Origin of the sequence: Mesotoga sp. H07pep.5.4 (genome assembly GCF_003664935.1) — a bacterium.
In the GTDB taxonomy this organism is placed as follows: Bacteria; Thermotogota; Thermotogae; order Petrotogales; family Kosmotogaceae; genus Mesotoga; species Mesotoga prima.
Map to the genome: position 1 here is coordinate 274,716 of NZ_JFHM01000004.1, position 23,297 is coordinate 298,012.

Sequence of the window (23,297 nt, forward strand, 5' to 3'; positions counted from 1 at the left end):
TGTGTTCCAGCGTGGCTCAATGGCAGAGCATCCGGCTGTTAACCGGACGGTTGGGGGTTCGAGTCCCTCCGCTGGAGCCAGAACTCCCCCTGTTGGGGGAGTTTTTTATATCCAGCTCTGTCCTGGGACCTTGGGAAAGAGTCTTGTTCTTGAAACGTTGTCTAGAGAACAGACATATCTTGTCAGTCTTTCGACACCAATTCCACAACCTGCAGTCGGAACAAGCTCTCCCCCTTCTGCGATATCCATGTACCATGAGAGTTCTTCAGGGTCGTTGCCTTTGAAACCCATTCTTTCAAGGATTCTCTGATGCTCCCATTCTCGTTCTCCTCCGGACAGAGTTTCACCAAATCCATGAGGAAGTATTAGATCCATATCCTTGAGTGTTCTCTTATCTTCCGACAACAAGTCATAGAATTCCCTCTCCCATATTGGGAAATCAATTAACCAAAACGGCTCGCTAAAACTGGCGGATAGTATCGTTTCAAAGTCTTTTCCATACTGTTCATAAGCGTCCATGAATTTCACCGTAGCAAAGGGTTTTGAAGGAATCGAAGGATCCGAGGAAAGAAAATCCATTTCTTCGCTGCAATTTCTCTTTACTGAAAGCATTACTGTAATTATGAGGTCTTCGATGAGAGACATTATTTGCTCTCTCTTTGCGTTCCGGATTTCAAGATCAATTTGACTGAACTCAAAGAGATGTCTTCCTGAAAGTGCCTTTTCCGATGTTTCAAGTCTTACATTCGGAGAAACAATGAAGATCCTTTCGAATGATTTACACGCTAGTTGCTTGTGAAATATCATTGACTGCGTAAGGCGATACTCCTGATCGTAGTAAGTGAACCTTGTGGTGTGAACTTCGTGATTAAGTGGATCGGTGATCGGAGATACAATAGTAGGAAGTAGCTCGACAAAGTTCTTTCCCCTAAGAAAACTGCTTGCTTCTCCCAGAATTGCAGATTTTACTTTAACTGCCGACTTCACAACCGGATCACTAAGGTGCTCCAACACTCTAGAACTGAGTCTCCCGATGCTTTCCATTTTCTCACCCCTTCAAAAATTAAGGCCGATGGTTATCCATCGGCCTTCTAATCTTTTTTGTTGAAACGCAAAGATTAACTGACCGATCCCGGCCAGTTATTATTAGAAAGTGCTATACTGTATGAAACTAAAATCAATCTTTCCATATTCCTTCCTCCTGAATGATTCATTCTACCATCTGCAAAGTAACACAGAAAGCATTTCGTTTAAGATTTGTTGAAGTATCTTTGTTAAATAGTGCTCAATCGGTTTATAATACTAGTATGAATATTATTCCAATTTTCGTTCCACATGAGGGTTGCAGAACGCGATGCATATTCTGTAATGAATACTCCGCCACTGGAGTCACTGGAGTTCCCGATGAGAAAGAGATCATTTCCACTGTAGAGAAGTATCTTTCATTCTTTAGACATCCAGAGGATGTGGAGCTTGCATTTTATGGTGGCACATTTACCGGGTTTGGTAATCAGCAGGAGTACCTGGAGGTTGCAACTGAGTTCTTCAAAGCAGGTCAGATAAAGGGGATCAGATTCTCCACCTCTCCGGGGCTCATATCCGAGAGGTTAGTAGAGTATTTGAAACCGTATCCGGTAAACTTTATCGAGCTTGGAGTCCAGTCTTTTGATGATACTGTTCTGGAGAAATCTAACAGAGACCACAACACCAGCGATGTTTATAAAGCAACTCACTTGTTGAATAGCAACGGAATCAAATTTGGCATTCACTTGATGACCGGGCTACCCGAAGACTCAGAGAGTAAGGACATTCACTCGACCAGAGAGGCTATCAGAGTAGGTGCCTCTTCCGTTAGGCTTCATCCTCTGGTGATTTTGAAGGGTTCTCTTCTTGAGAATGAATACAAACTTCGTAGATTTTCGCCTCTTGACCTCCAGGAGTCTATTGAGATTCTCTGGAAAATGTACCTTCTGCTCTCGACATCGAATGTGAAGATAAACAGGATTGGTATCTGTCTGTATGGAAAGCAGATAGACAACGTGGTGGCCGGTCCATTTCACCCTGCGATTGGAGAACTCGTGCGTGATAGACTTTTCCTTGAAATCGTCAGGGCATTTTCCGGGGAAATGAAGAGAAACGAGCTAAGACTTCATAATAAATTCAAACCATTTTTCACAGGTCATAAGAAGGGAATTGTCGAGGAAGCCCGTAAGGAGGGGATTCTTATAGACTTCGCTCACGATGGTGAGGAAATCGATGTTTCTCTTTATATGAGACGGATCAAAGAAAGGGTTCTGGAGGGAGTTTATGCTGAGGCTTAATTCAGTTTACATAAAAGGATTCAAGAGCTTCGCCATGCCAACTAGATTCGAGGTCTCATCGGGCATGACTGCGGTAGTCGGACCCAATGGCAGTGGAAAATCGAATGTTGTTGACGCGATAAGATGGATATTTGGCGAGCAGTCTATGAAAAACATCAGGGCCGACAGCAGGGAAGATGTCATCTTCAACGGTTCAGAGAGATTTCCACCTTCAAACTCCGCTGAAGTCAAACTTGTATTCGAATCAGAGGAAGGAATCTTTTCAATTGCGCGGGAGATATCTAGAGATGGACAGTCGTCTTACAAAGTCAATGACAAACAGTCCAGACTGAAGGATATAAAGGAGCTATTCCAGGGAACCGGTGTTGGAATGGATATATACTCTATAGTTGGGCAGGGACAGGTCGATAAGGTAGTGACGGCCTCGCCATACGAGCTGAGGGCTCTCATTGAAGAGGCTGCCGGTACTGCGGTGTACAAAGAGAGGAAGAAAGAAGCGCTGGGAAAGTTGGCGGCAACGGAAGAAAATCTAAGCAGACTTGAAGACATAATTTTTGAGCTTGGCAAACAACGTAAGTCTCTTTATCTAAAAGCAAAAAGGGCTGAGAAGTTCGTTGAATATTCTGCGAAACAGAAGGAGCTGAAGAATCTCTTCTTCGGCAATATCGCAAGACTCGAAGAGGAGAAACTTGGGACTCTTAATGGAGATCTAGGAGAGGTTCGTAACGAGTTAAAAGATCTTCAGAAGAAGTTAATTGAAGGCGAGTCTAAGTGGTCTGCTTTAAGGGCAGAGTTCTCAGAAGTTGACAAAGAAATCGAAGGGTTCACAAAACTTCTCGAAGAGTATAAGAAACGGCAAAACGACTTGTTGGAGCTCAAAGAGATGTACTCAAGAAGACTGAACGAAAAAGAGAATAGATTGATAGAAATCTCAACCCGGATTGACAATTTCAGATCGGAAATCGAGGAACTCGATAAGAGAAAGGATGAGATTAAGTTAATTATCGAGAGCCTCGAGCAACAGGTTTCAGATGAAGAAACTGCCCTCTCTTTGTCTGAAGAGGAACGGGACTCCCTTTTAAAAAATTACAGCGCGAGAGAACGAGAATGGCTCAAGCATCAAGAGACCTTTGAGTCTATTTCGAAGAGGCTTTCAAAGATTGAGAATGAGCTCGAGAGACTTGAAAATAGCAGGGAAGACACAAGTAAGAGATTGCGCCTAATCGAAAACCAACTGGAAACGAAAAGAGATAGGTTCGAAACCCTCAAGGAAGAAACCGAGTCTCTAGCAAAACAGGGCAAGGAAAGTTCAGATAAACAACGAAAAGTTGAAGCGGAAGTAAGCGCCTCGAAAGAAAGACTCGTTGAGCTGGATGCAGAATTAGAGAAAACTAGGGATCGTCTTTCAAGCAATGAAAGCGAGTTTAGAAGATCTCAAATGGAAAGGGGCTTACTCCAAAGGCAGCAAGAAGAATATCAGGGATTCTCCAAAGCAGTCAGAGAAGTTTTCTCGAGAAAGGAGAGCTTTGCGGGACTCAGAGATGTTGTTGCAAACATCATACAGGTACCAGAATCCTTTGAAACCGCTATAACAGTTCTTCTAGGATACCGTATGCAGGATATAGTGGTTGACGACTCAATAACCGCAAAGAGAATAATCGAATTCCTCAAATCGTATAAGATAGGTCGGGTAACCTTGCTTCCCATTGACATGATTGAGGGCAGTTTCAGAAATTTCTCAAGGGTTGAGTCGCATCCAGGCTTCATCAACTACGCTGCCAGGCTTGTAGAAATCCCGGATGGTTTCGAGAAACTACCGGTTTACCTTTTCGGAAACTCAATTGTAGCAAGAACCCTTGATGATGCGATTGAAATGAGGAGATCAGAAGGTTTCATTGGTAGAATTGTATCCGTCGATGGCCAGTTGTTGAGTAGCGGTGGATCCATTACCGGAGGGTTTATTGGCGAAGAAACTCGAACCGATCTACTCTCCAGGAAGAGACGGATCCAAGAACTTGTTGAAAGAGAAGACGAACTGGAGAAGCAAATACAGCTCGGTAATAAGCAGATTGAAAGACTTAGGGACGAGATGACAGAGGTCCGTGGATATCTGAAGGCGCTGCAAGAAGAGCTCAATGAATTGGCTTCAAAGGGGGCGGCAATAAACAGAATGATAGCGGAATTGCTGAAATCTGCTCAGGAAGTTGAGGAAGAGATAGCAGAGCTTCAGAAACTTGAAAACGAATATACTAGAAGGATGGAAGAAAATTCTAGAAAGAAGGAAGTTCTTGTTGGAGAACAATCTGCTCTCAAAGAAGAGCGCTCTGAACTACAACGCAAAGTTGAAGAGGAATCTGAAGAGCTTAAGAAACAGAAGAAAGCCCTTGAACAGCTTCAAGAAAAGATTGTCGATACCAGGCTTAGGCTATCCACTCTATACGAGAAGCAGGAACAGTACACAAAGGAACACAGTTCCTTAATTCAAAAGAGCAAAGCTGATCAGGAGAACATCGATCTTCTTTCTCGAGAAGTCTCAGAAGTCGAATCGGAGACGGAACGGCTGAGAAGACAGGTGGCGGATCAGGAAAGAGAGCTAACCTCAGTCAAGAAAGAAACGGAAAACCTCTTTTCGAGCATAAGAAATCAAAGGGAAGGGAAAGAGCAAAGGCTTTCTGCCCTTCAAGAGGCCGAAGAAGAGATAAATGAAATGAAAGCGGAGAGAGAAAAACTTCGGGACAAATCTCACAAACTTGAGATGCACATTCAAGAGAGCGAGATGAAACTGTCAAGAGTGAGAGAAGAATTAGATGAAGTCGAAGAAGAGGTCGAGATTCTTTCCGAAGAGAAACTTCAAGACATCAAGGTGGAACTTGACGATTACGAGAACAAACTAAAGTTTCTTGGAAGCGTTGATCTTGAGGCTATTGATGAGTATGGTGTCGTAGATAGGGAGTATCAAGAACTCGATGAGCAGAGGAAGGATCTAGAAGAAGCTAAAGTAAAACTTATCGAACTGATTGATAAGACAGATGCTAAGGCGAAGAATATCTTCATGGAAACCTTCAACAGTGTGAACGAGAACTTCAATCGGTACATTGAGGAGATTTTCGACGGAGGAGAAGGCGAGATAAAGATAATCCCTGGTGAAGACTTACTTGAGACCGGTTTGGAGATCACAGTCAGGAGACCTGGAAGAAAGATTCAGAAGCTTCAACTCCTATCCGGTGGGGAAAAGGCACTTGTTGGAATAGCCCTTGTTTTCTCGTTACTGAGTATAAAACCCAGTCCTTTTTACGTTTTAGATGAAGTTGACGCTCCACTGGATGATTTCAATGCCGAAAGGTTCAGAGTGTTGCTTAGGAAACATGCCGCCGACACGCAGTTTCTTGTTGTTACCCATAACAAACTTGTTATGGAGGTTGCAAATGTTCTTCATGGAGTGACAATGACAGACGGTCTTTCAAGAGTAATCCCTGTCGAACTGCAGTCGGTTGAGACAGTTATCGGTTAGTGTTGTCGTGTGAAACTAGCCGCCTGTATTCCCTTCCTATAACCAATAACATTCCTGCTCCGACCAGTGCAGAGCCTGTAAAAAAACAACATGGAAGGTGAATTCCCGAGAAAAACAATGTCGGCGATTACGGTGAAAACGGGGATTGTGTAGACCCATAGAGTAGCCGCCTTTCCTCCCCAAAGATCTATTCCCTTGTTCCACATTATGTATCCCAGAGCCGATGCAAAAATCCCTAAGAACAAAATGCCTGAGACCGCACCGAAAGAAAAGACGACGGGTCTTTTGAAAAGAAGGATTTCTGAAAGAGCAAAGGGCGCGGAAAAGAGAAGTCCCCAGAGCATTATTTCTAGAGTTGTCCATATCGAGCTGTTGTGAATCTTCTCATAAAAGTAAGTGTATGCCGTCCAGGAGACTGCTGCACCGAAAGAGAAGAGATTTCCTGTTACGCTAGAGCCATCGGCAAATCTTCCCGAATAAATAATCACTGAGAGTCCCGAGAAAGCTACGAGACCCCCCAAGTATTCAAAAAGATCGTACTTTTTTCTTATTAGGTCATAAAGAAGTATTGTGAGTATGGGAGCCGTGGATACAATCAAAGAAGCATCAGCGGCATTCGTCATTGTCAAACCATAATTTTCGAAGAAAAAATAAAATGTGATTCCTGAGAGACCTGCTAAAGCCGCATTCTTGTGATCTACGGTATTGAAAGAACCCCTCTTATTTAAGGATATGGGAAACAGAATAACGACTGCAATTGCAAAACGAAGAAAAGCTAGCAGCATTGGAGGCAGTGAACTGACGGCCACCTTGGTAAAAATATATGATCCACCCCAAATCACTGCCGTTGTTGCCAGAATAACAAGACCTAGGGATCTTCTATCAGTCTCTTTCATAATCTTTTATACGGTGAATAATGAAGATCTGATCTGATAATCAAAGGCTCCATAATCAGCGCCTCAAACGGTCCGAGATCAACAGATACCGTTCCGAACGACACTTTAAATGCTCTTCCAGTCAACAGATCCTTCATTTCTGTCCCGTTCATAAGGAAACCCTCCTGCAAAAAAACTCTCGATTTTATGTTGTTTGCAGTAGGGTTGACTACGCAAAGAACCATATCTTCCACAATTTCGCCAGTTCTCTTGAAGGATATGAGTGAACTATCGGAAGAAATCAAGGGTTTGAAATTACCCGCTCGAAGTGATGCTTTTGTTTCTCGAATTGCGTTCAGCTTCTTATAAAGGATCCGCGTCTCTGTTTCCTTCGAAACACTTTGCCAATCCATCGGAGCCCTGTTCTCAGGATCATTGCCTCCATCCATTTCTATTTCCTCGCCATAATAGATCAAGGGAATCCCGGGAAGACAATACTGAAGAACAAGCGCTGCTTTTACCCTCTGGAAGGATCCGAGCTCGTTCTTAAGCCTGGGTACGTCGTGTGAAGAGAGAATAGTCCAGGAATTAGAAATGAAAGTCAAGCCGGCCTCTTTAATAGCCTCATCGATGATTTTCAGTGCGTCATGTCCGGAAAGATAACCGTTGAGAGCCTCCCAGATTACCAGTCGAAAGTAGTAATTCATCAGCCCGTCCAGATGCGATTGCTCGGGCCAACCACCGGGATAGTTCCAGATTTCCCCGATAACAACCGCGTCACTTCTGACCGATTTGGTGGTCGCAACTATTTCTTTCAAGATTCGTGGTCCAAGATCATAGGCAACATCTAACCTCCAGCCATCTATGCCCTTCTTAAGCCAGTGAGCTACAACTGAGTCAGTGCCTCTAAAAACCATGTTTGAAAGGATCGGATTCTCAAGATTGAGTTCAAGAAGATTACATGAGTCCATCCAGCCTCTTAAACCCTTTTTTCCTTCGAAGAAGTACTTTCTGAATTCCTCATTTCCCTGGAGGGCACCTGGTTCCTCGAATAGCTCAAGAGAGTTGGCCCATTTTCCCGAAGCTCCAACGTGATTGAAAACTCCGTCCAGTATTATACTGAGCCCCTTCGAATGAGCAGTCTCGACAAGTAGAAGGAATTCTTCTTCCGTACCAAAGTCAGGATCTATCTTAAAATAATCAACAGTGTCATACTTATGATTCGTGTGTCCCCAGAATATTGGATTCAAATAAAGAGTGTTCGCGCCAAGGTCTCTTATGTAATCTAGCTCTTCGGTTATTCCCGCAAGATCACCTCCCCAGAAATCATATTGATGACTACCGTCTACGGAAGCAACGGGTTTTTCTCCCCAATCTCTAACGTCTTGCTTTGGAAGCTGATAATGACCTTGTTCGCGTTTTTGAAATACGTTCTTTCCATAGCCAATCTTGAATCTATCTGGGAATATCTGATAGACGATAGAATCTCTTTGCCAGTCTTTCATCTTTTCTCCTCCAGGAATTCATTGGCATAAGCAAGATAGACCATTCCAAGGAAAATGTTGTTTCTGATGGACCAGAGCTCTTGGGGTTTAATATTTATCCTGGATTGCTTCAACCAAGAATTCAAAGTCCAAAGCGTCATCTCGTAGATTTGCATCAGCCCCCTTGAATGCACATAGTCAGAAAATGATTCATCAATACTTCTTTCTTCCATCAAAGCAAAGGGATTCAAAGAGGATTCAACTACCATGATTGATAGTACAACTTCCGGGTCCAGTCTAGACAAATCTAGAGTCTTAATTTCGCCTCCAACTATAATATCAACTTTCACATTTGCAAATTCCATTAAGGCATTGTAAATCTCCTCTGATAGGCGATTCTTAAAAATTGCGGATCTGTCAGAAAGTAAACTGCTGGACTCAATTAACGAAGCTATCTTAGTTTCTAAGTAGGGACATTTCCTCTTTGCATTTTGCTGTGAAAGATCTGATATTGTTTGGTTGCAAACGAAAAGATCGTTCTCCGAAACATTGTGCATCTTTACTGAACTGCTCAATCTATAATTCAGTGAGCCGCTCTTGTCAGTGAAATATCTGTATGCTTCAACCACACGGTCATCGTACTGGTAAGATGGGCTTTCAAGAATGGACTTATAATCGGCTCCAAGGCCTGCATTATAAAGCACGGAGAGAGCTGCAACTCTGTCAAGTCTATTCTTTGCGCTAAGGGAAGTAAGTATCAATGAAAAAATGATGATCGATGCAAGGAGAATCGAAAGCACGATCATGTCAATTTTCTTACCCTTGTCCATATTCCACCTCGCGGCAATTATAGCAGAGAAAAAGCCGGGTTGCCCCGGCCTCTTGATTATTGACTCTACCTCTTTTTCTTCTCGGGTTTATCGAACTCACAAACACCAACCGGACATCCCGGAGAGTTTAGATGAGAGAGAAACTCGTCCTTAAACCTGTCGAGTATAGATCGCAATGGAATTGGGACAGACTGGCCGAGGCCGCAGAAAGATGATTCTTCCATTGTCTCAGATATGTCATATAACTGGTTGAACATCTCCACAGTTCCTCTTCCCTTTGAGAACTCATCAAGAATGTACACGATTACACGGGTTCCTTCCCTGCAAGGAGAACACTTTCCGCAGGATTCGTGAGCGAAGAATTCCATGAGATTCTTTGCGATATCAACTGCGCAATGAGTTTCATCGATCGCGAGGATTACTCCGGATCCCAGGGATGCACCAGATTTCTTGAAGGAATCAAAATCCAGCTCAGCATCCATCTCTTCTGGTTTAATGAAGGTTCCCGCAGCGCCGCCTGTTTGTACCATTTTTAGGGTTCTGCCCTTGGGGATGCCTCCCCCAAATTTGTGAACAAGATCTCTCACGGAAGTTCCCATGGGCACTTCAACTATTCCTCTCTTAACAAGATCCCCGCACAAAGAAAATACCTTTGTTCCCGGTGATGATTGTGTCCCTATCGACCGGAACCAACCTGCTCCCTTATCTATTATTGGTGGAACACAGGCAAAAGTCTCGACATTATTGACTACTGTTGGCTTATCGTATAGGCCACTTACAGGAGGATAAGGGGGTTTCAGCCTAGGTCTTCCCGACTTGCCTTCTATAGACTCTATAAGAGCAGTCTCTTCGCCACAAACGTATGCTCCTGCACCCAGTCTGACAGAAAGATCGAATGAAAACTCTGTTCCGAGAACTGACTGTCCCAAAAGCCCGTATTCATACGCCTTGCTTATCGCGTCCCTTAGACTAGATACAGATTCGAAGTATTCTCCCCTGATATATATGTATCCCTTACTTGCACCTACAGCGTATCCAGCAATAACCATGCCTTCTATAACTGAATGGGGATCACCCTCCATGATTAACCGATCCTTAAATGTCCCCGGTTCGCCTTCGTCAGCGTTACAGATCACGAACTTCTCATCGGATCTGACTTTCTGAGTAAACTCCCATTTCAGTCCCGTTGGAAAGCCGGCCCCTCCTCTTCCTCTGAGGTTGCTCTTCTTCAGCTCTTCTATGACTTCCTCAGGAGTCATTCTCAATGCCTTTGCGAGGCCCTGATATCCATCTAGCGCAATGTACTCTTCAAGATTTCGCGGATCGATAGAACCGGCGTTTCTCAGGACGATTCTCACTTCACTCGTTGATTTGGTAGCTTCAACACTTCCTCCAGAATCGAAATCCGCAACGACCAGATCTCTTACTTTTCGACCCTTTAGAAGGTGTTCCAGGACAATTTTCTCAATGTCTACTTCGGACTTTGCAGAATACATTACATCATCGGGGAGTACAAGAAAGAGAACCCCTCTTCCATACTCACCGAAAGAGCCAGTTTCAAGAATCTCTACCATGGAACTCAGGTTGTAATTCTCGACCAGAGTATTGAGATAGTTCTTTAAGTGCCTGGCACCTAGGAGCAAGCTGTTCGAATCTATAGATACGAGAACCGTGATTGGTTTGCTCATGATTACTCACTCCTTTCCCTTGAGACGATCTCGCGTATTATTTCGGAGACTCTTTTTGGGGTAAGGTTTCCATATGCCTCATCATTTATCATCATAACGGGGGAGACTCCGCAGAGACCGAGACAACTAGTTTCTTCCAGCGTAAACAAGCCATCTTCAGTAGTCTCACCGAAGCCTATCTCAAGCGTATTTTTCAAAGAATCTATCACCGCCTGTCCACCTGTTACATGGCAGGGAAGGCTCTTGCAAACCCTGACGACGTACTTGCCTCTCTTGTGAGTTGAGAACATCGTGTAAAATGTAAGAACCTCATAAATCCTGGAAAGAGGTGTCCCAGTCAATTCCTTCAACACTTCTGCCGCTTCGATTGGAATAAAGTTGCCGTAATGATCTTGAATTGCGTGAAGAGTATTTATTAGTACGTCTCCCTTCTCAAGGCTCTGACCACTTATATCTTCATAGATTCTTGTTACAGTCAAACGGACATCTTCAGCAGACATATAAGTTCCTCCCTTCAATCCTCTTCGAAGTAGCAAAGAAACCCCCGATGAAGAGGGTTCCAAAAAGTTCACGGAGATACTTTGCTGATCGCTCCAAATCTGCAGACTGCAAGACAACTACCGCATCTAGTGCAGATTTCCGGATCTATTTCATGGGGTTTTCTTACCGAACCGCTTATCGCTTCCACAGGGCAAACTCTTGAGCAAGCGGTACAACCCACGCATTTTTCTTTGTCTATCACTACACGTGTCAGAGATTTGCACTTCTTGGCGGGGCATCTTCCGTCCTTCACATGTGCTTCGTATTCGTTCCAGAAATAACGCATCGTCGATATTACCGGCTGTGGAGCCGTCTGGCCAAGTCCACAAAGAGAAGTTGCCATGATGTTCTCGCCAAGATCTTTCAGAAGTTGGAGATCTTCCATAGTACCTTCCCCACTAGTAATTCTTTCAAGGATTTCAAGCATCCTTCTCGTTCCATCTCGACAAGGCGTACACTGACCGCATGACTCTTCGACCGTGAACTCAAGGAAGTATTTTGCAACATCGACCATACAGCTGTCTTCATCCATTACAATCATTCCACCGGAACCGATTATAGTTCCCAGTTTCTTCATGTTGTCGTATGTTATTGGGGTATCGATCAGTTCTAAAGGAATGCATCCTCCGCTTGGTCCTCCGGTCTGGATTGCTTTCAGTTTCTTCCCACCGGGCACGCCCCCGCCTATTTCGAATATCAGCTTTCTCAAAGTGATTCCCATAGGTACTTCGACCAGGCCCGTGTTTTTAACATTCCCGGCAAGGGCGAAGACCTTGGTTCCTCTCGACCCTTCTACCCCAAACTGGCTGAACCATTCGCCGCCATTATTGATTATGGGTGGTATATTGGCAAAAGTCTCTACGTTGTTCAGAAGGGTAGGTTTTTGCCAGAGTCCTTTATTTGCGGGAAAGGGAGGTTTAACTCTTGGTATTCCCCTCTTCCCTTCAATCGAATTGATCAGTGCAGTTTCCTCGCCGCAAACAAATGCGCCTGCTCCGATTCTGATCTCGAGGTCGAATGAAAAGTCAGTACCAAGAATGTTTTCGCCCAGGAAACCATATTCTCTAGCCATTTTCATAGCGTGAGTAAGCCTTTCGATTGCCAGCGGATATTCAGCTCGTACATACACGAAACCCTTCTGAGCACCAACAACTCGTGCAGCAATAGTCATAGCTTCAACTATCGAGTGGGGGTCACCCTCAAGGACCGCTCTATCCATGAATGCGCCAGGGTCACCTTCATCCGCGTTACAAATAACGTATTTTGTGTCACCTTCCGCCTTTTTAGTGAAGTCCCACTTCATCCAGGTTGGAAATCCTGCTCCACCCCTGCCCTTAAGTTCACTCTTCCTGAGTATTTCGATTACATCGTCAATACCAATTTCAAAAAGGACTTTATGCAGCGCGAAGTAGCCATCTCTAGCAATGTACTCATCTATGGAAAGAGGATCGATTACTCCCAGGTTTCTGGTCGCAATTCTCACCTGCTCTGTGAAAAAGGGCAGTTCCTCCTGAGGTCTCTCTCTTAGATCCCCCGCATCTCCTCTGTAAAGTAGATCTTCAACTACTCTACCCTTTAGAATATGCTCTTCTACGATTCGAGACGCGTTTTCTGGAGTGATCTTCTGATAGAAGACACCTTCAGGGTAAATCACAAGCATTGGGCCGAGGTCGCAAGCGCCCATGCATCCAGTTTCTACAACTCTGACAACGTTATCTAGCGAATACTTTCTCAGGGTTTCCTCAAAAATGCCTTTGACACTCTTCTCGCCTGCCGAAATGCAGGCCCCTCCAGCACAGATCAGCACCGTGTTTTCAACCGCGGGCACCCGTAATCACCTCTTCGTTATAGTTCTCCTCTTTTCACTATAAGATCTCCGACAACTTTTCCCCCGACTATGTGTTGTTCGACCACTCTCTTTGCCTGAGCCGGGGTAACATGTCCATATATTATTGGATCGGATCCTTCAAGATGAACCTCTATTGTTGGTTCAGCATCGCAGAGACCAAAACAACCTGACTGAACGACGGAGACATCGTCGATTCCCTTTTCTTCAAGTGAATCAACTATTGCCCTAAGCGTATCCTTTGCACCCGCAGCAATTCCACACGTACCCATTGCCACTATCACTTTTCCTCTTTTGCCTGAGTTACGCATCTTAAGGCCCTTCATTGCGTTCTCTTTGATTTTCATAAGTTCCTCAAGGCTCTTAATCTTCGCCATTACTCGGCCCTCCTGTATTTGTCCAGAATCTTGGAAACCTCGTCTGGGCTGACTCTTCCGTAGTAATCATCTTCGCCAATCAAGACAACCGGGGCCATACTGCAAGCACCCAGACATCTGACAGCATGAATCGAAAAAAGCCCATCGGAGGTTGGTTCGTTCATTTCAACATTCAGTTCGTCTTGAAGTCTTTCGAGAATTTTATCTGCACCCTTAACATAGCAGGCAGTTCCCAGGCAGACTTTTATTTGATTTTTCCCCTTTGGTTTCATGCTGAAGAAGTTATAAAAAGTAACGACTCCATATACCTGACTCAAAGGAATATCTAGTTTCTCTGACACGTGTTGCTGGAGTTCTTCGGACAAGTACCCGAAGATCTCCTGTGCTTTGTGGAGTACATTAATTAATACCCCCGTGTTGCCTTTCACCGAGTCTATGTACTCGTCAAGCTCTTTATAGAGCTGCTGGCATTCCGGGCAATTAACAAGAGACAAACCATGCACCTCCTTTGAGGAAAGAATGTTATTTATTTCACACATGCATTATAACATGCACCTAGAGAAATGGGCTGATTCCTGTGTTAAAATAACCCATGTTCAAGGAGCCTTATGAGGAGGAGATTAGATGGATCTAGAATCCTTTGTCCGTGATGTTCCAAACTTTCCTAAGGAAGGTGTAGTTTTCAAAGACGTCACTCCATTGTTAAAGGATCCGTTGGCTTTTAGAGAGTGTATATTGAGGTTGTCGGAAAAAGCGATGAAAGTTGATTTCAATATAATGGTGGCTCCGGAAGCAAGAGGTTTCATTTTTGCGGCTCCTCTTGCTTTTGAGATAGGAAAGGCCCTTGTACCGGTTAGAAAACCGGGGAAGCTTCCATATAAAACAAAGGAAATCGAGTATGAATTAGAGTATGGTAGAGCCACTCTTCAAATGCACGTAGATGCAATCAACAGAGGAGACAGAGTTCTTATTGTAGACGATATCCTGGCCACAGGTGGAACCATGCAGGCGATTGCTGAAATGATCGAAGAAAGCGGAGGAGAAGTCGTTGAAATTCTTTGCCTGGCAGAACTTGGATTTCTTGAACCTAGAAAGAGGCTATCCAGGTACAGTGTGGAGACTCTTATTACTTACTAGTGGAGGTTTGAAGAATGCTTAAATATGACTTCTCATTTGCGTTTAAGGAAACTCTTGAGAGCGGGTTGTCCTTTGATGAGATATTTGATATTGGGAAAGCTTTATCTGCCAACTTTGAAAAGGTTTTTCAGCCACTTCCTGGTTTTCTTAGGATTCTTGACGATGACGAGATCCTTGAAGAAGTTGGGGCTCTCAAGTCTTGGCTTCAGAGGTTCGAGAACTTTGTCGTCATAGGAATAGGAGGATCGGCCTTGGGAAATCAAGCCCTTCATTCCTCGCTCAAACCAATCAACTGGAACTCTCTTAGTAATGAAAAAAGGGGAGGAAAGGCTCGGATTTTCCTTCTGGACAACGTAGATCCAGACCTGATAGCCTCTGTTCTTGGAGAACTTGATCTTGCTCACACGGTGTTCAACGTAATATCAAAGTCGGGAACAACTGCCGAAAGTATGGCCAACTATCTGGTTGTCAGGGGTTTACTTGAAAAACTAGACCTTCCTGTCAAAGAGCATTTCATATTTACGACAGACAAGGATAATGGTGTTTTAAGACAAATCGCAGACAATGAAGGGATAAGATCTCTGACGATTCCAGATGATGTAGGTGGGCGTTTCAGCGTTCTTACCCCCGTTGGATTGCTTTCTGCAGTCGCTGAGGGAATAGATATTGAGCAAATCTACGAGGGTGCACGGTTTGGCAAGGAAAGGTATCTGAGGGATGATTTGAAATCAAACCCAGCCGCTGTCTGTGCTCTTATTCATTACGCGTACTTGAAAAAGGGGCACAATATCTCAGTAATGATGCCTTATTCAAATAGGTTATACACTCTCGCTGATTGGTACAGGCAATTGTGGGCAGAATCTTTGGGAAAGAAATTCGATCTTTCCGGAAGAATTGTCCATACTGGTCAAACCCCTGTGAAATCTTTGGGTGCGATCGACCAGCACTCTCAAGTTCAGCTTTATAATGAGGGGCCAAAAGATAAGGTTGTTACACTGGTGAAGGTTGAAGACTTCGTGAATCAACTTACAATACCTTTCATCCATTCCGATATCGAAGCTCTATCGTATCTTAATGGAATCGGGGTTGGGGAGCTTTTAAATGCAGAACTCAGGGCAACTTCTATTGCTCTCGTTGCAAACGGTGTGCCGAACATGACGATTATCTTCCCTCAGATAGACGAAGTTCATGTAGGCGAGTTTATTATATCTTATGAGATACAGACGGCTATCATGGGGTTTTTGCTGAAAGTAAATCCATATGACCAGCCAGGAGTGGAACTGGGAAAGAAACTTACATACGCTCTTATGGGAAGAAAGGGTTACGAGGAAATAAGGGATAGATATGAGGAGAAAACCTCATGGAGGTTTGAACTATGAAGTCAGAGCTATTAAGAGTTCTTGAGGGTTTTTCAGTTGAGGAAGTCTTCTACACTTCGGGAGAACCAATACCTACCTTTGTGATAGTTTCGATGGAATCTGAGGATCTTTTGAAGAAGATTGGAGAAATGGAGGAAATCGAGGCAGACATCATTGTGATAAGCCCTGAAGAGAAGAAAGAGCTGAAGAATGCAAGCAGTGAGTTGTCAAGAGTCGTGCTGAATGTTATCGAGTCGGGAGAAAAGCTTCTGTAATGATTGTTGGTCTTGTGGGAAAAGCGGGGAGTGGCAAGTCAACGGCTGCAGAGCGTCTGGCCAAATCAAAAATGGAGTTAATCTCTCTCGATAAGCTCGGACACGACGCGCTGAGAGAAGAACAAGAAAGCCTGGTCAACTCCTTTGGGAGAGGCATTTTGACGTGCGGTAACGTTGATAGAAAGAAGCTGTCCAGAATAGTCTTCGAAAACTCCGATCTTCTTACAAAGCTGAATAAGATAGTCCATCCTGTGATAAAGCGAAAAGCCCTGGAGATCGTCGGTAGGGATTTTTCAGATCACTATATCTTTGACGGAGCTCTTATCCATGAAATTGGACTCGCTGAGTATTGCGACAAAATCATATGGTTTGAATGCCCGAACGAGATAGCGATCGAGAGACTTATGAAGAGAGGAATGAGCAAATCACGTGCAGAATCGATTCTGGCCTCACAGCAATACCTCGATTCGATAAAAGAGTCTGTAGATGCTGTAGTTACTACATTAGGCAGTAGTGAAGAGACTTTCGAGAAACTGAGATCGATTCTTTTTGAGTGGGGCATAGTGGTATAATTTGGTTACTTAGAAATCCTTTATAAGGAGGTAGGGAAATGCGCAAGAGACTGATTCTCGCTTTGTTGATTGTATCTTTTGCTGTTTTTACCTTTGCTGTGACGGAGATCGAATTCTGGCACGCGATGGGCGGCGCGCAGGGAACAACAGTCAATGAAATTGTAGCATCCTTCAACGAGGCCAACCCTGATATCTTGGTGAAGGCAATCTATGTTGGTAACTACAGTGCTTTGCAGCAGAAACTCCTGGTAAGTGCGGAAAGCAAGACATTACCTGCTCTTTCTCAGGCTTACGGGAACTGGACTGCCAGACTTATACCTCGAGATGCTGTTCAAGAACTGAATTCCTTGATTTCCGATCCCGAAGTTGGCTTGACGGATGAGGAATGGGATGCCATTTGGAATCCTTTCAAGAAAATGGTCACCTGGGGTGATACAGTATATGCCCTTCCTTTCAACAAAAGTACTTACGTCCTTTATTACAACACTGACCTCTTTGAGCAATATGGGCTTGAGGTTCCTAAGACAATGGACGATCTTCTGTTTGCAGCGATGATGCTTACTGAGGACAAGAACAACGACGGTCAGATTGATCAATATGGCTTTGGTTTCAGAACCACGATCGATCATTTCATGATATTCCTGAGAGCCAATGGTGGAGAAGCAATCGATATAAAGCCCGATGGCTCGGTTGAAGTAACTATCAATTCTCCTGAAGCAAAAGAGGCTCTTCAGTTGATGTACGATATGGCTCATACCTACAACGTCGCCCTTTTCCAGGGTGGTTACCTGGACGCACCATTCGGGGACGGCCAGATAGCAATGTTTGTAGAGACTATTGCGTCGGCTTCTTACGTTGATTCAGGTTCCAGAGGAAAGCACGGCTGGGCATGGGCTCCCGTTCCAATGTGGAAAGTCCAGGCTCCTCCTTTTGCCGGAACAGATGTAGTGATGTTCAAAGGGATTTCTCCTGAACAGAAGGCTGCTGCTTGGAAATTCATGAAGTATCTCATAAGCCCGGAAATACAGGCTTATTGGTCGGTTAAGACAGGATATATGCCTGTTACCGAAATTGCTTTGACAACCCCTCAATGGAAGGCCTACGAGGAACAGAACCCGACTGTAATGGTTCCTATTAGTCAGATCCCTTACGGTTCGGTCGATCCTAATGTTGCTCTTTGGGATGACGTAAGAAACATTCTTGGAACAATGGTAGGAGATGTAATCAACCAGAAGAGAACCGTGGAAGAAGGGCTGGCATGGGCAGAGCAGGAAATTCTCTTGAAAGTTGCTGAGCAACAATAAACAAAGCATTGAGTAGGGAGGCCTATGGCCTCCCTTTTTTGTTGAATTCAGAAGAATGAAAGCAGAGGTTCAGGATCTAGTTTGGAATAATCAGTTCTTGAACTCATGAACAAGAACAGACAGAATTTCATTTCGGTTCGGAGATTATTTTCATCGGCTGTATGTGGAGTTCTACCCTCTTAAGGTAGAATTGTCTCGAATGTTTTCAATTTCCGGGGTACCATCTTTGAGAGGCGGGAGTAAATGAAAAAGTACTTTCATGTATTCAACTTCTACGCGTTTTCGTTCTCAATACTACTTTACTTACTAAATTCATCGATCAACACTAAAGCGGCCGAATGGGGTCTGTCATATATGGTAATTGGTTTGATCAACTTCATTGGCTGTGTTTTTTACGTAATCTCTGCCCTGGTATTCGGAAGAATGGGAGACAGAACCGGTTTTAAGCGAAGTTTGTCAATTGGCATGTTTATCATGACAATCGCTCTTTTTCTTGGTTTCTTCTGGAGCCGACCTGTAGATATAGTGATAGCAGCCATTGGGGTGAATCTCTTTTTTGGATTCTTTTTCCCGTCACTAGAAGGGTTGCTTTCGAAGTCGGAAAAGAGTATTGGAATTGATTCGGCTTCGACCGTTGTTCGTTTTGTCCTCTCGTGGAGTGCAGGTAACATTGTTGGAATGGCTTTTGGGCCATTTCTTATCCAGAGGTTCCCGGCAGCTATCTTTTCTTACGGAATTGCTCTCTGTGGACTCGGTAGCATACATGTGAGATCACATCTCAAAAGACACGGCGAATCCCTTCCCGGTTCTTTTGCCGAAACATTCAGTTCGTCATTCAGTGAGATTGATCTCCCAAGGCTAGAGGAGTACAGAAAAGTTTACAGATTTACTTTCTTGCTCGCAGGTATAATCTATACAAGTGGAATGGCACTTTTCCCTAAGCTAATATCTTCAACAGGCATACAGCTCCAGAATGTGGGTTTCTTGACAGTAGGTGCAAACGTCGGGGTCTTCCTTTCTTTTGTCTTCCTGAGCCTCTTTCGTTTTTGGGTTGGTAGTCCTGAATTATCCTTCATTACCATGATAACTGTCTTTGGAGCGGCCGTTGCCACATTTTTCCTTCCAGAGAGTCCAGTCACGTTCTTCCTTGCCACTCTGTTTTCAGGTGCAACCTATGCGGTTCCCTACATATTTGCAATCTTCTACGGCCTTACCTCGAAGGAAGACGATCATGGTAAGCAGGGAGGCATTCACGAGTCTATGGTAGGTATTATTTTCGGTGTCGGACCGCTATTGGGAGGGTATTTTCTCCAGTTATGGCCCTCTTTGAAGAGCGTAGGTCTAATGTCGATAGGTTTGATAACGGTAATTATTATCAGTCAAATGACCTTCTTGTTTAAGAATAATGTTAAGCGGCAGTGAACTTCAATAAGTGGTTGTCGCAAATTATAATTGTCTTCAAATCAAGTTCTTAAGTTAAGTCAATCTTCACGAACCAACCTTGCGTTGTGAGAAATAGCTTTCCAGTATGTGGTATAGTATACTAGTTATGGTAGTCTTGTGTTTGAATAATTCTGGTTAGGATCTTGACACAACCATCTCTATCTACTTGAGCAAAGAAAAATCTTTAGTCAGAAACTTAATACTCGTTCATAAGAAAGGGTCTTAACCGTACTCCATTTTTTTGGCCGATTATGGAAGGAGAGATTTATGGGTTTCTTTGAGTATCTGGGACGGAATTACGATTTGGTTCTTATTGAGTTACTCAATCACATAAAGATAATTGCTATAGCTATCCCGATCGCGATTGGGATTGGTGTTCCCATCGGGATTGTGGTTTCGAGGAGCAAAAGGGCTTCTTCTATTGCCCTATATGGAGCCGGAATTCTTATGACAATTCCCAGTCTTGCGCTGTTCGGTTATATGGTAGTCCTCTTAGCGCCACTTAAGGCTGGAATAGGTGTTACGCCAGCTGTGATTGCTTTAGTAATTTACTCATTTCTTCCCGTAATAAGGAACACGGTTGTCGCTGTGAATTCAGTGGATCCCAGAATGATTGAAGCAGCCAGAGGAATGGGGATGACCAACTGGCAGATCCTCTTCAGGGTAAGACTTCCGCTCACTATACCGATTATAATGGCAGGCGTAAGAAACGCTGCTGTTATGGGTGTAAGTGTAGCCACTATCGCGTACCTTATCGGCGCAAGAGGACTTGGGTACTTCATCTTCTCAGGGCTAGGCAGGTCAAATTTCAATATGGTTCTTCTGGGAGCTCTGATAGTTTCCATACTGGGAATAGGAACAAACTATGGTTTGCTCGCTCTAGAAGAGATCATCACTCCCAGAGGACTGAAAATCGAGAGGGAAAAGTGAGGTGGAACATAGATGTCTATAGAATTCAAAAATGTCGTTAAAGAATACGAAGAAGGATTCAAAGCAGTCGACAACCTCAGTATTACCTTTGAGGACAAGAAGTTGACAATACTAATAGGTCCCTCCGGCTGTGGGAAGACAACCACTTTGAAGATGATAAATAGGTTAATTGAGAAAACCGATGGAGAAATTGTCGTTGACGGGACATCGCTTGATGAAATCGATCCGATTAGACTGAGAAGAAGCATCGGATACGTAATCCAAGAGATTGGTCTTTTTCCTCACATGACAGTTTTCGATAATATTGCTGTCACTCCAAGATTGATGAAGTGGGATGAATCAAGAATCAAGAAACATGTTTTTGAATTGCTGGACCTTGTAAACCTCGAACCTTCCGACTATGCAGAGAAATACCCAGCCCAACTTTCGGGAGGACAACGTCAAAGAGTAGGAGTAGCAAGAGGTCTAGCTTCCGATCCAAAAATAGTTCTTATGGACGAACCTTTCGGAGCAATAGATCCGATTAACCGTGAAAAGCTTCAGGACGGGTTTCTCGAAATTCAGTCGAAGATAGAGAAGACAATTATCTTCGTAACTCACGATATCAGGGAAGCAATCAAGCTGGGTGACAAGATAGCGATTCTAGACGACGGAAAACTGGTGCAATATGCCGATACAATGACGGTGGTTCAGGAACCGGCTAATGAGTTTGTTGAAGATCTTCTTGGCGCAGATAGGGCGTTGAAGGGTCTTGAACTCGTGCGAGTAAGGGAGACTTACGTTCCTGGCGGAAAGTGGATCGAAGACACAGGTGATTGCAAGGTAAAAAAGGCAAAGGATTTTCTCGTTAACGAGGGAAAAAAATTCGCCTACGTTGTTGATGGAAGCAAAAGACTCAAGGGGTATGTTATGTTGAAACAGCTAAGCAAGGCGTCTGATGAAGAGCCCCTAAAGAAGTACTTGAGATCTATCGAGACCATACAACCTCTTTCGAATTTGATGGAGGCGATGTCATTGATCATGAATACCGGGCTTTCCTCACTGCCGGTCGTCGACGATAAGGAGAGGCTACTTGGAATCTTGAGGTTCAAGGATCTTGTAAACCTAGTAGGCTCTTATGAGTCGTCTGATGAGGAGTGAGATCATGGAAGTCTTAGAATATATGTTCGAGAATTCTGGCTACATTATGGAAAGGCTTCTTGAGCACATTTTCATCTTCCTTACTTCCTGGAGCATGGCAGTAGTGGCAGGGGTTGCAATTGCGATTTTTGTTACCAGGCCAGGGCACAGAAAAGCGGGCAAACTGGTTCTGTCGATCACCGGAGCAACTCAGGCCGTTCCCAGTATCGCAGTGATCGCTCTTGTTTTCCTGTTCATGGGAATTGGAGCCGCTCCAGCCGTAGTTGCTCTCTTCCTTTACAGTCTTGTACCGGTGGTCTTCAATACTGCATCCGGCTTGATGAATGTCTCGATGATGATGAAAGAGGCGGCTAAGGGAATGGGAATGACTAACAGGCAGATATTGTGGAAGGTAGAAATGCCTGTAACGGTTCCGACAATGTTATCTGGAATTAGGAGTTCGGCGACGATAAATATTGGTACTGCTGCGATTGCCGCATCAATTGGAGCGGGTGGTCTGGGAGAGATCATCTTTACTGGCCTTCGTATGACAAGGGGTCCAATGATAATTGCAGGAGCCATTCCTGTAACGATTTTGGCGATAGCAGTAGACATAATCCTAGGTTTTTCGGAGAAGGCTCTGACTTCGAAAGGCCTCAAAATTTAGGAAACATGGAGGTGTTTAGTTTTGAAAAGACTATTTCTTATTACGTTGGTAGTATTGATGGCAACGGTTATGTCATTCGGTCAGACAAGACTGAATGTTGGAGCAAAGAACTTTACAGAGCAGTACATTGTCAGTAGCATGATTTCGCAGCTTCTGGAAGATGCCGGGTTCAGAGTGACCGAGAATTTTGGGATGAGCTCATTTGTTGCAAGAAGTGCACTCGAAACCGGGCAGATTGACCTTTATGCTGACTACACAGGTACGGCCTGGCCAACATATTTGGGCCACGAAAAGATGATTAGAGATCCTCATGAACTTTACGAGGCAGTAAAGGCCGAAGATCTCGAAAATGGTATTGTATGGCTCGACATGGCAAATTTCAACAACACTTATGCCCTTGCCGTTAGAAGAGATTTCGCTGCTGAGCATGGGCTCACAACACTCGAAGATCTGGCTGAGCTGACTCATGAAGATCCGGATCTTCTCTTTGGAATTGTATACGAGTTCCTTGAAAGAGACGATGGATTTTGGCCTATGAGTGAGGCATATGGTTTTGCCGTGGAGAAGAGACAAGTCAAGACAATGGAAATCGGACTGACATATGAGGCACTAGACAAGAACCAAATCGATGTTGCAATGGTCTTTTCTACTGATGGAAAATTGGAGAAGTACAATCTTCTAGTGCTTGAAGATACTAAGAGTTTCTTCCCATCATACAACCTAGCTGTTACAGTACGGAAGGAAATATTAGAAAACAATCCCGAAATTGAGGAGATCTTGAGGCCAATCTCTGTCTATCTTACTGAACCAATAATGACAAGGCTTAATTATCTGGTTGACGCTGCAGGTTATGAGCCTGATGAAGTTGCTGAAGGATTCCTAAAAGGATTGGGCCTTATAGATTGAGTTGTTTTTCGTTAGGAATTAAGAGCCGCCATAAGGCGGCTCTGTTCTTTAGGAGGGTACTGAAAGAATCAAATCCATGATTTTCTGCCCTATGGAAAGAGAAAGGTATGGTTC

At 44.0% G+C, this 23,297-nt stretch carries 21 protein-coding genes and 1 tRNA gene; 13 read left to right on the plus strand and 9 right to left on the minus strand.

Annotation, left to right across the window (positions count from 1 at the left end; all coding sequences use genetic code 11):
* Nucleotides 1–5: 5 nt before the first annotated feature.
* A tRNA-Asn gene (locus tag Y696_RS02540) sits at nt 6–80 on the plus strand.
* 25 nt (nt 81–105) lie between these two features.
* Here Y696_RS02540 and Y696_RS02545 read toward each other — a convergent pair.
* Nucleotides 106–1,044: an asparagine synthetase A gene (locus tag Y696_RS02545; protein WP_014730295.1), complete on the minus strand. Its 939-nt coding sequence runs from the start codon at nt 1,042–1,044 to the stop codon at nt 106–108.
* A gap of 227 nt (nt 1,045–1,271) precedes the next feature.
* Here Y696_RS02545 and Y696_RS02550 point away from each other — a divergent pair, with 227 nt between their 5' ends.
* A complete protein-coding gene (locus tag Y696_RS02550; RefSeq protein WP_259459831.1) occupies nt 1,272–2,321 on the plus strand; it encodes an elongator complex protein 3 in 1,050 nt (349 codons plus the stop codon).
* Nucleotides 2,308–5,832 (plus strand): chromosome segregation protein SMC, encoded by a 3,525-nt coding sequence (gene smc, locus Y696_RS02555; RefSeq protein WP_099771906.1) that lies wholly within the window; start codon nt 2,308–2,310, stop codon nt 5,830–5,832. The genes Y696_RS02550 and smc overlap by 14 nt, the downstream gene beginning before the upstream one ends.
* Here the strand turns inward: smc and Y696_RS02560 are convergent.
* The 8 genes from Y696_RS02560 to Y696_RS02595 form a co-directional block, all read right to left on the minus strand.
* Nucleotides 5,829–6,728 carry a DMT family transporter gene (locus Y696_RS02560; protein WP_257211950.1) on the minus strand — a complete coding sequence of 300 codons (900 nt, stop codon included), beginning with the start codon at nt 6,726–6,728 and terminating at the stop codon, nt 5,829–5,831. The two genes, smc and Y696_RS02560, sit on opposite strands and share 4 nt — an antisense overlap.
* A complete protein-coding gene (gene aglB / locus Y696_RS02565) occupies nt 6,725–8,212 on the minus strand; it encodes a cyclomaltodextrinase (protein ID WP_099771907.1) in 1,488 nt (495 codons plus the stop codon). Before aglB ends, Y696_RS02560 begins: the two co-directional genes overlap by 4 nt.
* Nucleotides 8,209–9,021, minus strand: coding sequence for a transglycosylase SLT domain-containing protein (locus tag Y696_RS02570; RefSeq protein ID WP_014730300.1), 813 nt, complete (start codon nt 9,019–9,021; stop codon nt 8,209–8,211). Before Y696_RS02570 ends, aglB begins: the two co-directional genes overlap by 4 nt.
* A 65-nt stretch (nt 9,022–9,086) precedes the next feature.
* On the minus strand, nt 9,087–10,709 hold the full coding sequence (gene nuoF, locus Y696_RS02575) for an NADH-quinone oxidoreductase subunit NuoF (RefSeq protein ID WP_099771908.1): 1,623 nt from the start codon (nt 10,707–10,709) through the stop codon (nt 9,087–9,089).
* 2 nt (nt 10,710–10,711) lie between these two features.
* Entirely contained in the window at nt 10,712–11,209 is a 498-nt protein-coding gene (locus tag Y696_RS02580; protein WP_014730302.1) for an NAD(P)H-dependent oxidoreductase subunit E, read from the minus strand.
* 68 nt (nt 11,210–11,277) lie between these two features.
* Entirely contained in the window at nt 11,278–13,077 is a 1,800-nt protein-coding gene (nuoF, locus tag Y696_RS02585; protein ID WP_014730303.1) for an NADH-quinone oxidoreductase subunit NuoF, read from the minus strand.
* 17 nt (nt 13,078–13,094) lie between these two features.
* Nucleotides 13,095–13,472: a ferredoxin gene (locus Y696_RS02590; protein ID WP_014730304.1), complete on the minus strand. Its 378-nt coding sequence runs from the start codon at nt 13,470–13,472 to the stop codon at nt 13,095–13,097.
* Nucleotides 13,472–13,966, minus strand: coding sequence for an NAD(P)H-dependent oxidoreductase subunit E (locus Y696_RS02595; RefSeq protein ID WP_014730305.1), 495 nt, complete (start codon nt 13,964–13,966; stop codon nt 13,472–13,474). The genes Y696_RS02590 and Y696_RS02595 overlap by 1 nt, the downstream gene beginning before the upstream one ends.
* A gap of 130 nt (nt 13,967–14,096) precedes the next feature.
* Here Y696_RS02595 and Y696_RS02600 point away from each other — a divergent pair, with 130 nt between their 5' ends.
* From Y696_RS02600 to Y696_RS02645, 10 genes are all read left to right on the plus strand, one after another.
* Entirely contained in the window at nt 14,097–14,609 is a 513-nt protein-coding gene (locus Y696_RS02600; protein ID WP_014730306.1) for an adenine phosphoribosyltransferase, read from the plus strand.
* A 14-nt stretch (nt 14,610–14,623) separates the two neighbouring features.
* Nucleotides 14,624–15,988, plus strand: a complete 1,365-nt coding sequence (locus tag Y696_RS02605) for a glucose-6-phosphate isomerase (RefSeq protein ID WP_099771909.1) — start codon at nt 14,624–14,626, stop codon at nt 15,986–15,988.
* Nucleotides 15,985–16,242, plus strand: coding sequence for a hypothetical protein (locus tag Y696_RS02610; RefSeq protein WP_006492079.1), 258 nt, complete (start codon nt 15,985–15,987; stop codon nt 16,240–16,242). The genes Y696_RS02605 and Y696_RS02610 overlap by 4 nt, the downstream gene beginning before the upstream one ends.
* Complete coding sequence (coaE, locus tag Y696_RS02615) at nt 16,242–16,814, plus strand: dephospho-CoA kinase (RefSeq protein ID WP_099771910.1); 573 nt, start codon at nt 16,242–16,244, stop codon at nt 16,812–16,814. The genes Y696_RS02610 and coaE overlap by 1 nt, the downstream gene beginning before the upstream one ends.
* Nucleotides 16,815–16,852: 38 nt before the next feature.
* Nucleotides 16,853–18,118, plus strand: coding sequence for an ABC transporter substrate-binding protein (locus Y696_RS02620; RefSeq protein WP_014730309.1), 1,266 nt, complete (start codon nt 16,853–16,855; stop codon nt 18,116–18,118).
* Between the two features lie 243 nt (nt 18,119–18,361).
* Complete coding sequence (locus Y696_RS02625; protein ID WP_014730310.1) at nt 18,362–19,540, plus strand: MFS transporter; 1,179 nt, start codon at nt 18,362–18,364, stop codon at nt 19,538–19,540.
* Between the two features lie 288 nt (nt 19,541–19,828).
* Nucleotides 19,829–20,491 (plus strand): ABC transporter permease, encoded by a 663-nt coding sequence (locus Y696_RS02630; RefSeq protein ID WP_014730311.1) that lies wholly within the window; start codon nt 19,829–19,831, stop codon nt 20,489–20,491.
* Nucleotides 20,492–20,503: 12 nt separating this feature from the next.
* Nucleotides 20,504–21,631 carry a betaine/proline/choline family ABC transporter ATP-binding protein gene (locus tag Y696_RS02635; RefSeq protein ID WP_099771911.1) on the plus strand — a complete coding sequence of 376 codons (1,128 nt, stop codon included), beginning with the start codon at nt 20,504–20,506 and terminating at the stop codon, nt 21,629–21,631.
* 4 nt (nt 21,632–21,635) lie between these two features.
* A complete protein-coding gene (locus Y696_RS02640) occupies nt 21,636–22,277 on the plus strand; it encodes an ABC transporter permease (RefSeq protein ID WP_014730313.1) in 642 nt (213 codons plus the stop codon).
* A 21-nt stretch (nt 22,278–22,298) separates the two neighbouring features.
* The gene (locus Y696_RS02645) at nt 22,299–23,183 is read left to right on the plus strand and encodes a glycine betaine ABC transporter substrate-binding protein (RefSeq protein WP_014730314.1); all 885 of its coding nucleotides are present in this window, start codon (nt 22,299–22,301) and stop codon (nt 23,181–23,183) included.
* Nucleotides 23,184–23,297 lie beyond the last annotated feature (114 nt).

Bases quoted from the DNA above. Each gene is read 5' to 3' on its own strand.
- Y696_RS02545 (WP_014730295.1), bottom strand. From the start codon at position 1,044: ATGGAAAGCATCGGGAGACTCAGTTCTAGAGTGTTGGAGCACCTTAGT.
- smc (WP_099771906.1), top strand. From the start codon at position 2,308: ATGCTGAGGCTTAATTCAGTTTACATAAAAGGATTCAAGAGCTTCGCC.
- Y696_RS02560 (WP_257211950.1), bottom strand. From the start codon at position 6,728: ATGAAAGAGACTGATAGAAGATCCCTAGGTCTTGTTATTCTGGCAACA.
- aglB (WP_099771907.1), bottom strand. From the start codon at position 8,212: ATGAAAGACTGGCAAAGAGATTCTATCGTCTATCAGATATTCCCAGAT.
- Y696_RS02570 (WP_014730300.1), bottom strand. From the start codon at position 9,021: ATGGACAAGGGTAAGAAAATTGACATGATCGTGCTTTCGATTCTCCTT.
- nuoF (WP_099771908.1), bottom strand. From the start codon at position 10,709: ATGAGCAAACCAATCACGGTTCTCGTATCTATAGATTCGAACAGCTTG.
- Y696_RS02580 (WP_014730302.1), bottom strand. From the start codon at position 11,209: ATGTCTGCTGAAGATGTCCGTTTGACTGTAACAAGAATCTATGAAGAT.
- Y696_RS02590 (WP_014730304.1), bottom strand. From the start codon at position 13,472: ATGGCGAAGATTAAGAGCCTTGAGGAACTTATGAAAATCAAAGAGAAC.
- Y696_RS02600 (WP_014730306.1), top strand. From the start codon at position 14,097: ATGGATCTAGAATCCTTTGTCCGTGATGTTCCAAACTTTCCTAAGGAA.
- Y696_RS02605 (WP_099771909.1), top strand. From the start codon at position 14,624: ATGCTTAAATATGACTTCTCATTTGCGTTTAAGGAAACTCTTGAGAGC.
- Y696_RS02610 (WP_006492079.1), top strand. From the start codon at position 15,985: ATGAAGTCAGAGCTATTAAGAGTTCTTGAGGGTTTTTCAGTTGAGGAA.
- coaE (WP_099771910.1), top strand. From the start codon at position 16,242: ATGATTGTTGGTCTTGTGGGAAAAGCGGGGAGTGGCAAGTCAACGGCT.
- Y696_RS02620 (WP_014730309.1), top strand. From the start codon at position 16,853: ATGCGCAAGAGACTGATTCTCGCTTTGTTGATTGTATCTTTTGCTGTT.
- Y696_RS02625 (WP_014730310.1), top strand. From the start codon at position 18,362: ATGAAAAAGTACTTTCATGTATTCAACTTCTACGCGTTTTCGTTCTCA.
- Y696_RS02630 (WP_014730311.1), top strand. From the start codon at position 19,829: ATGGGTTTCTTTGAGTATCTGGGACGGAATTACGATTTGGTTCTTATT.
- Y696_RS02635 (WP_099771911.1), top strand. From the start codon at position 20,504: ATGTCTATAGAATTCAAAAATGTCGTTAAAGAATACGAAGAAGGATTC.
- Y696_RS02640 (WP_014730313.1), top strand. From the start codon at position 21,636: ATGGAAGTCTTAGAATATATGTTCGAGAATTCTGGCTACATTATGGAA.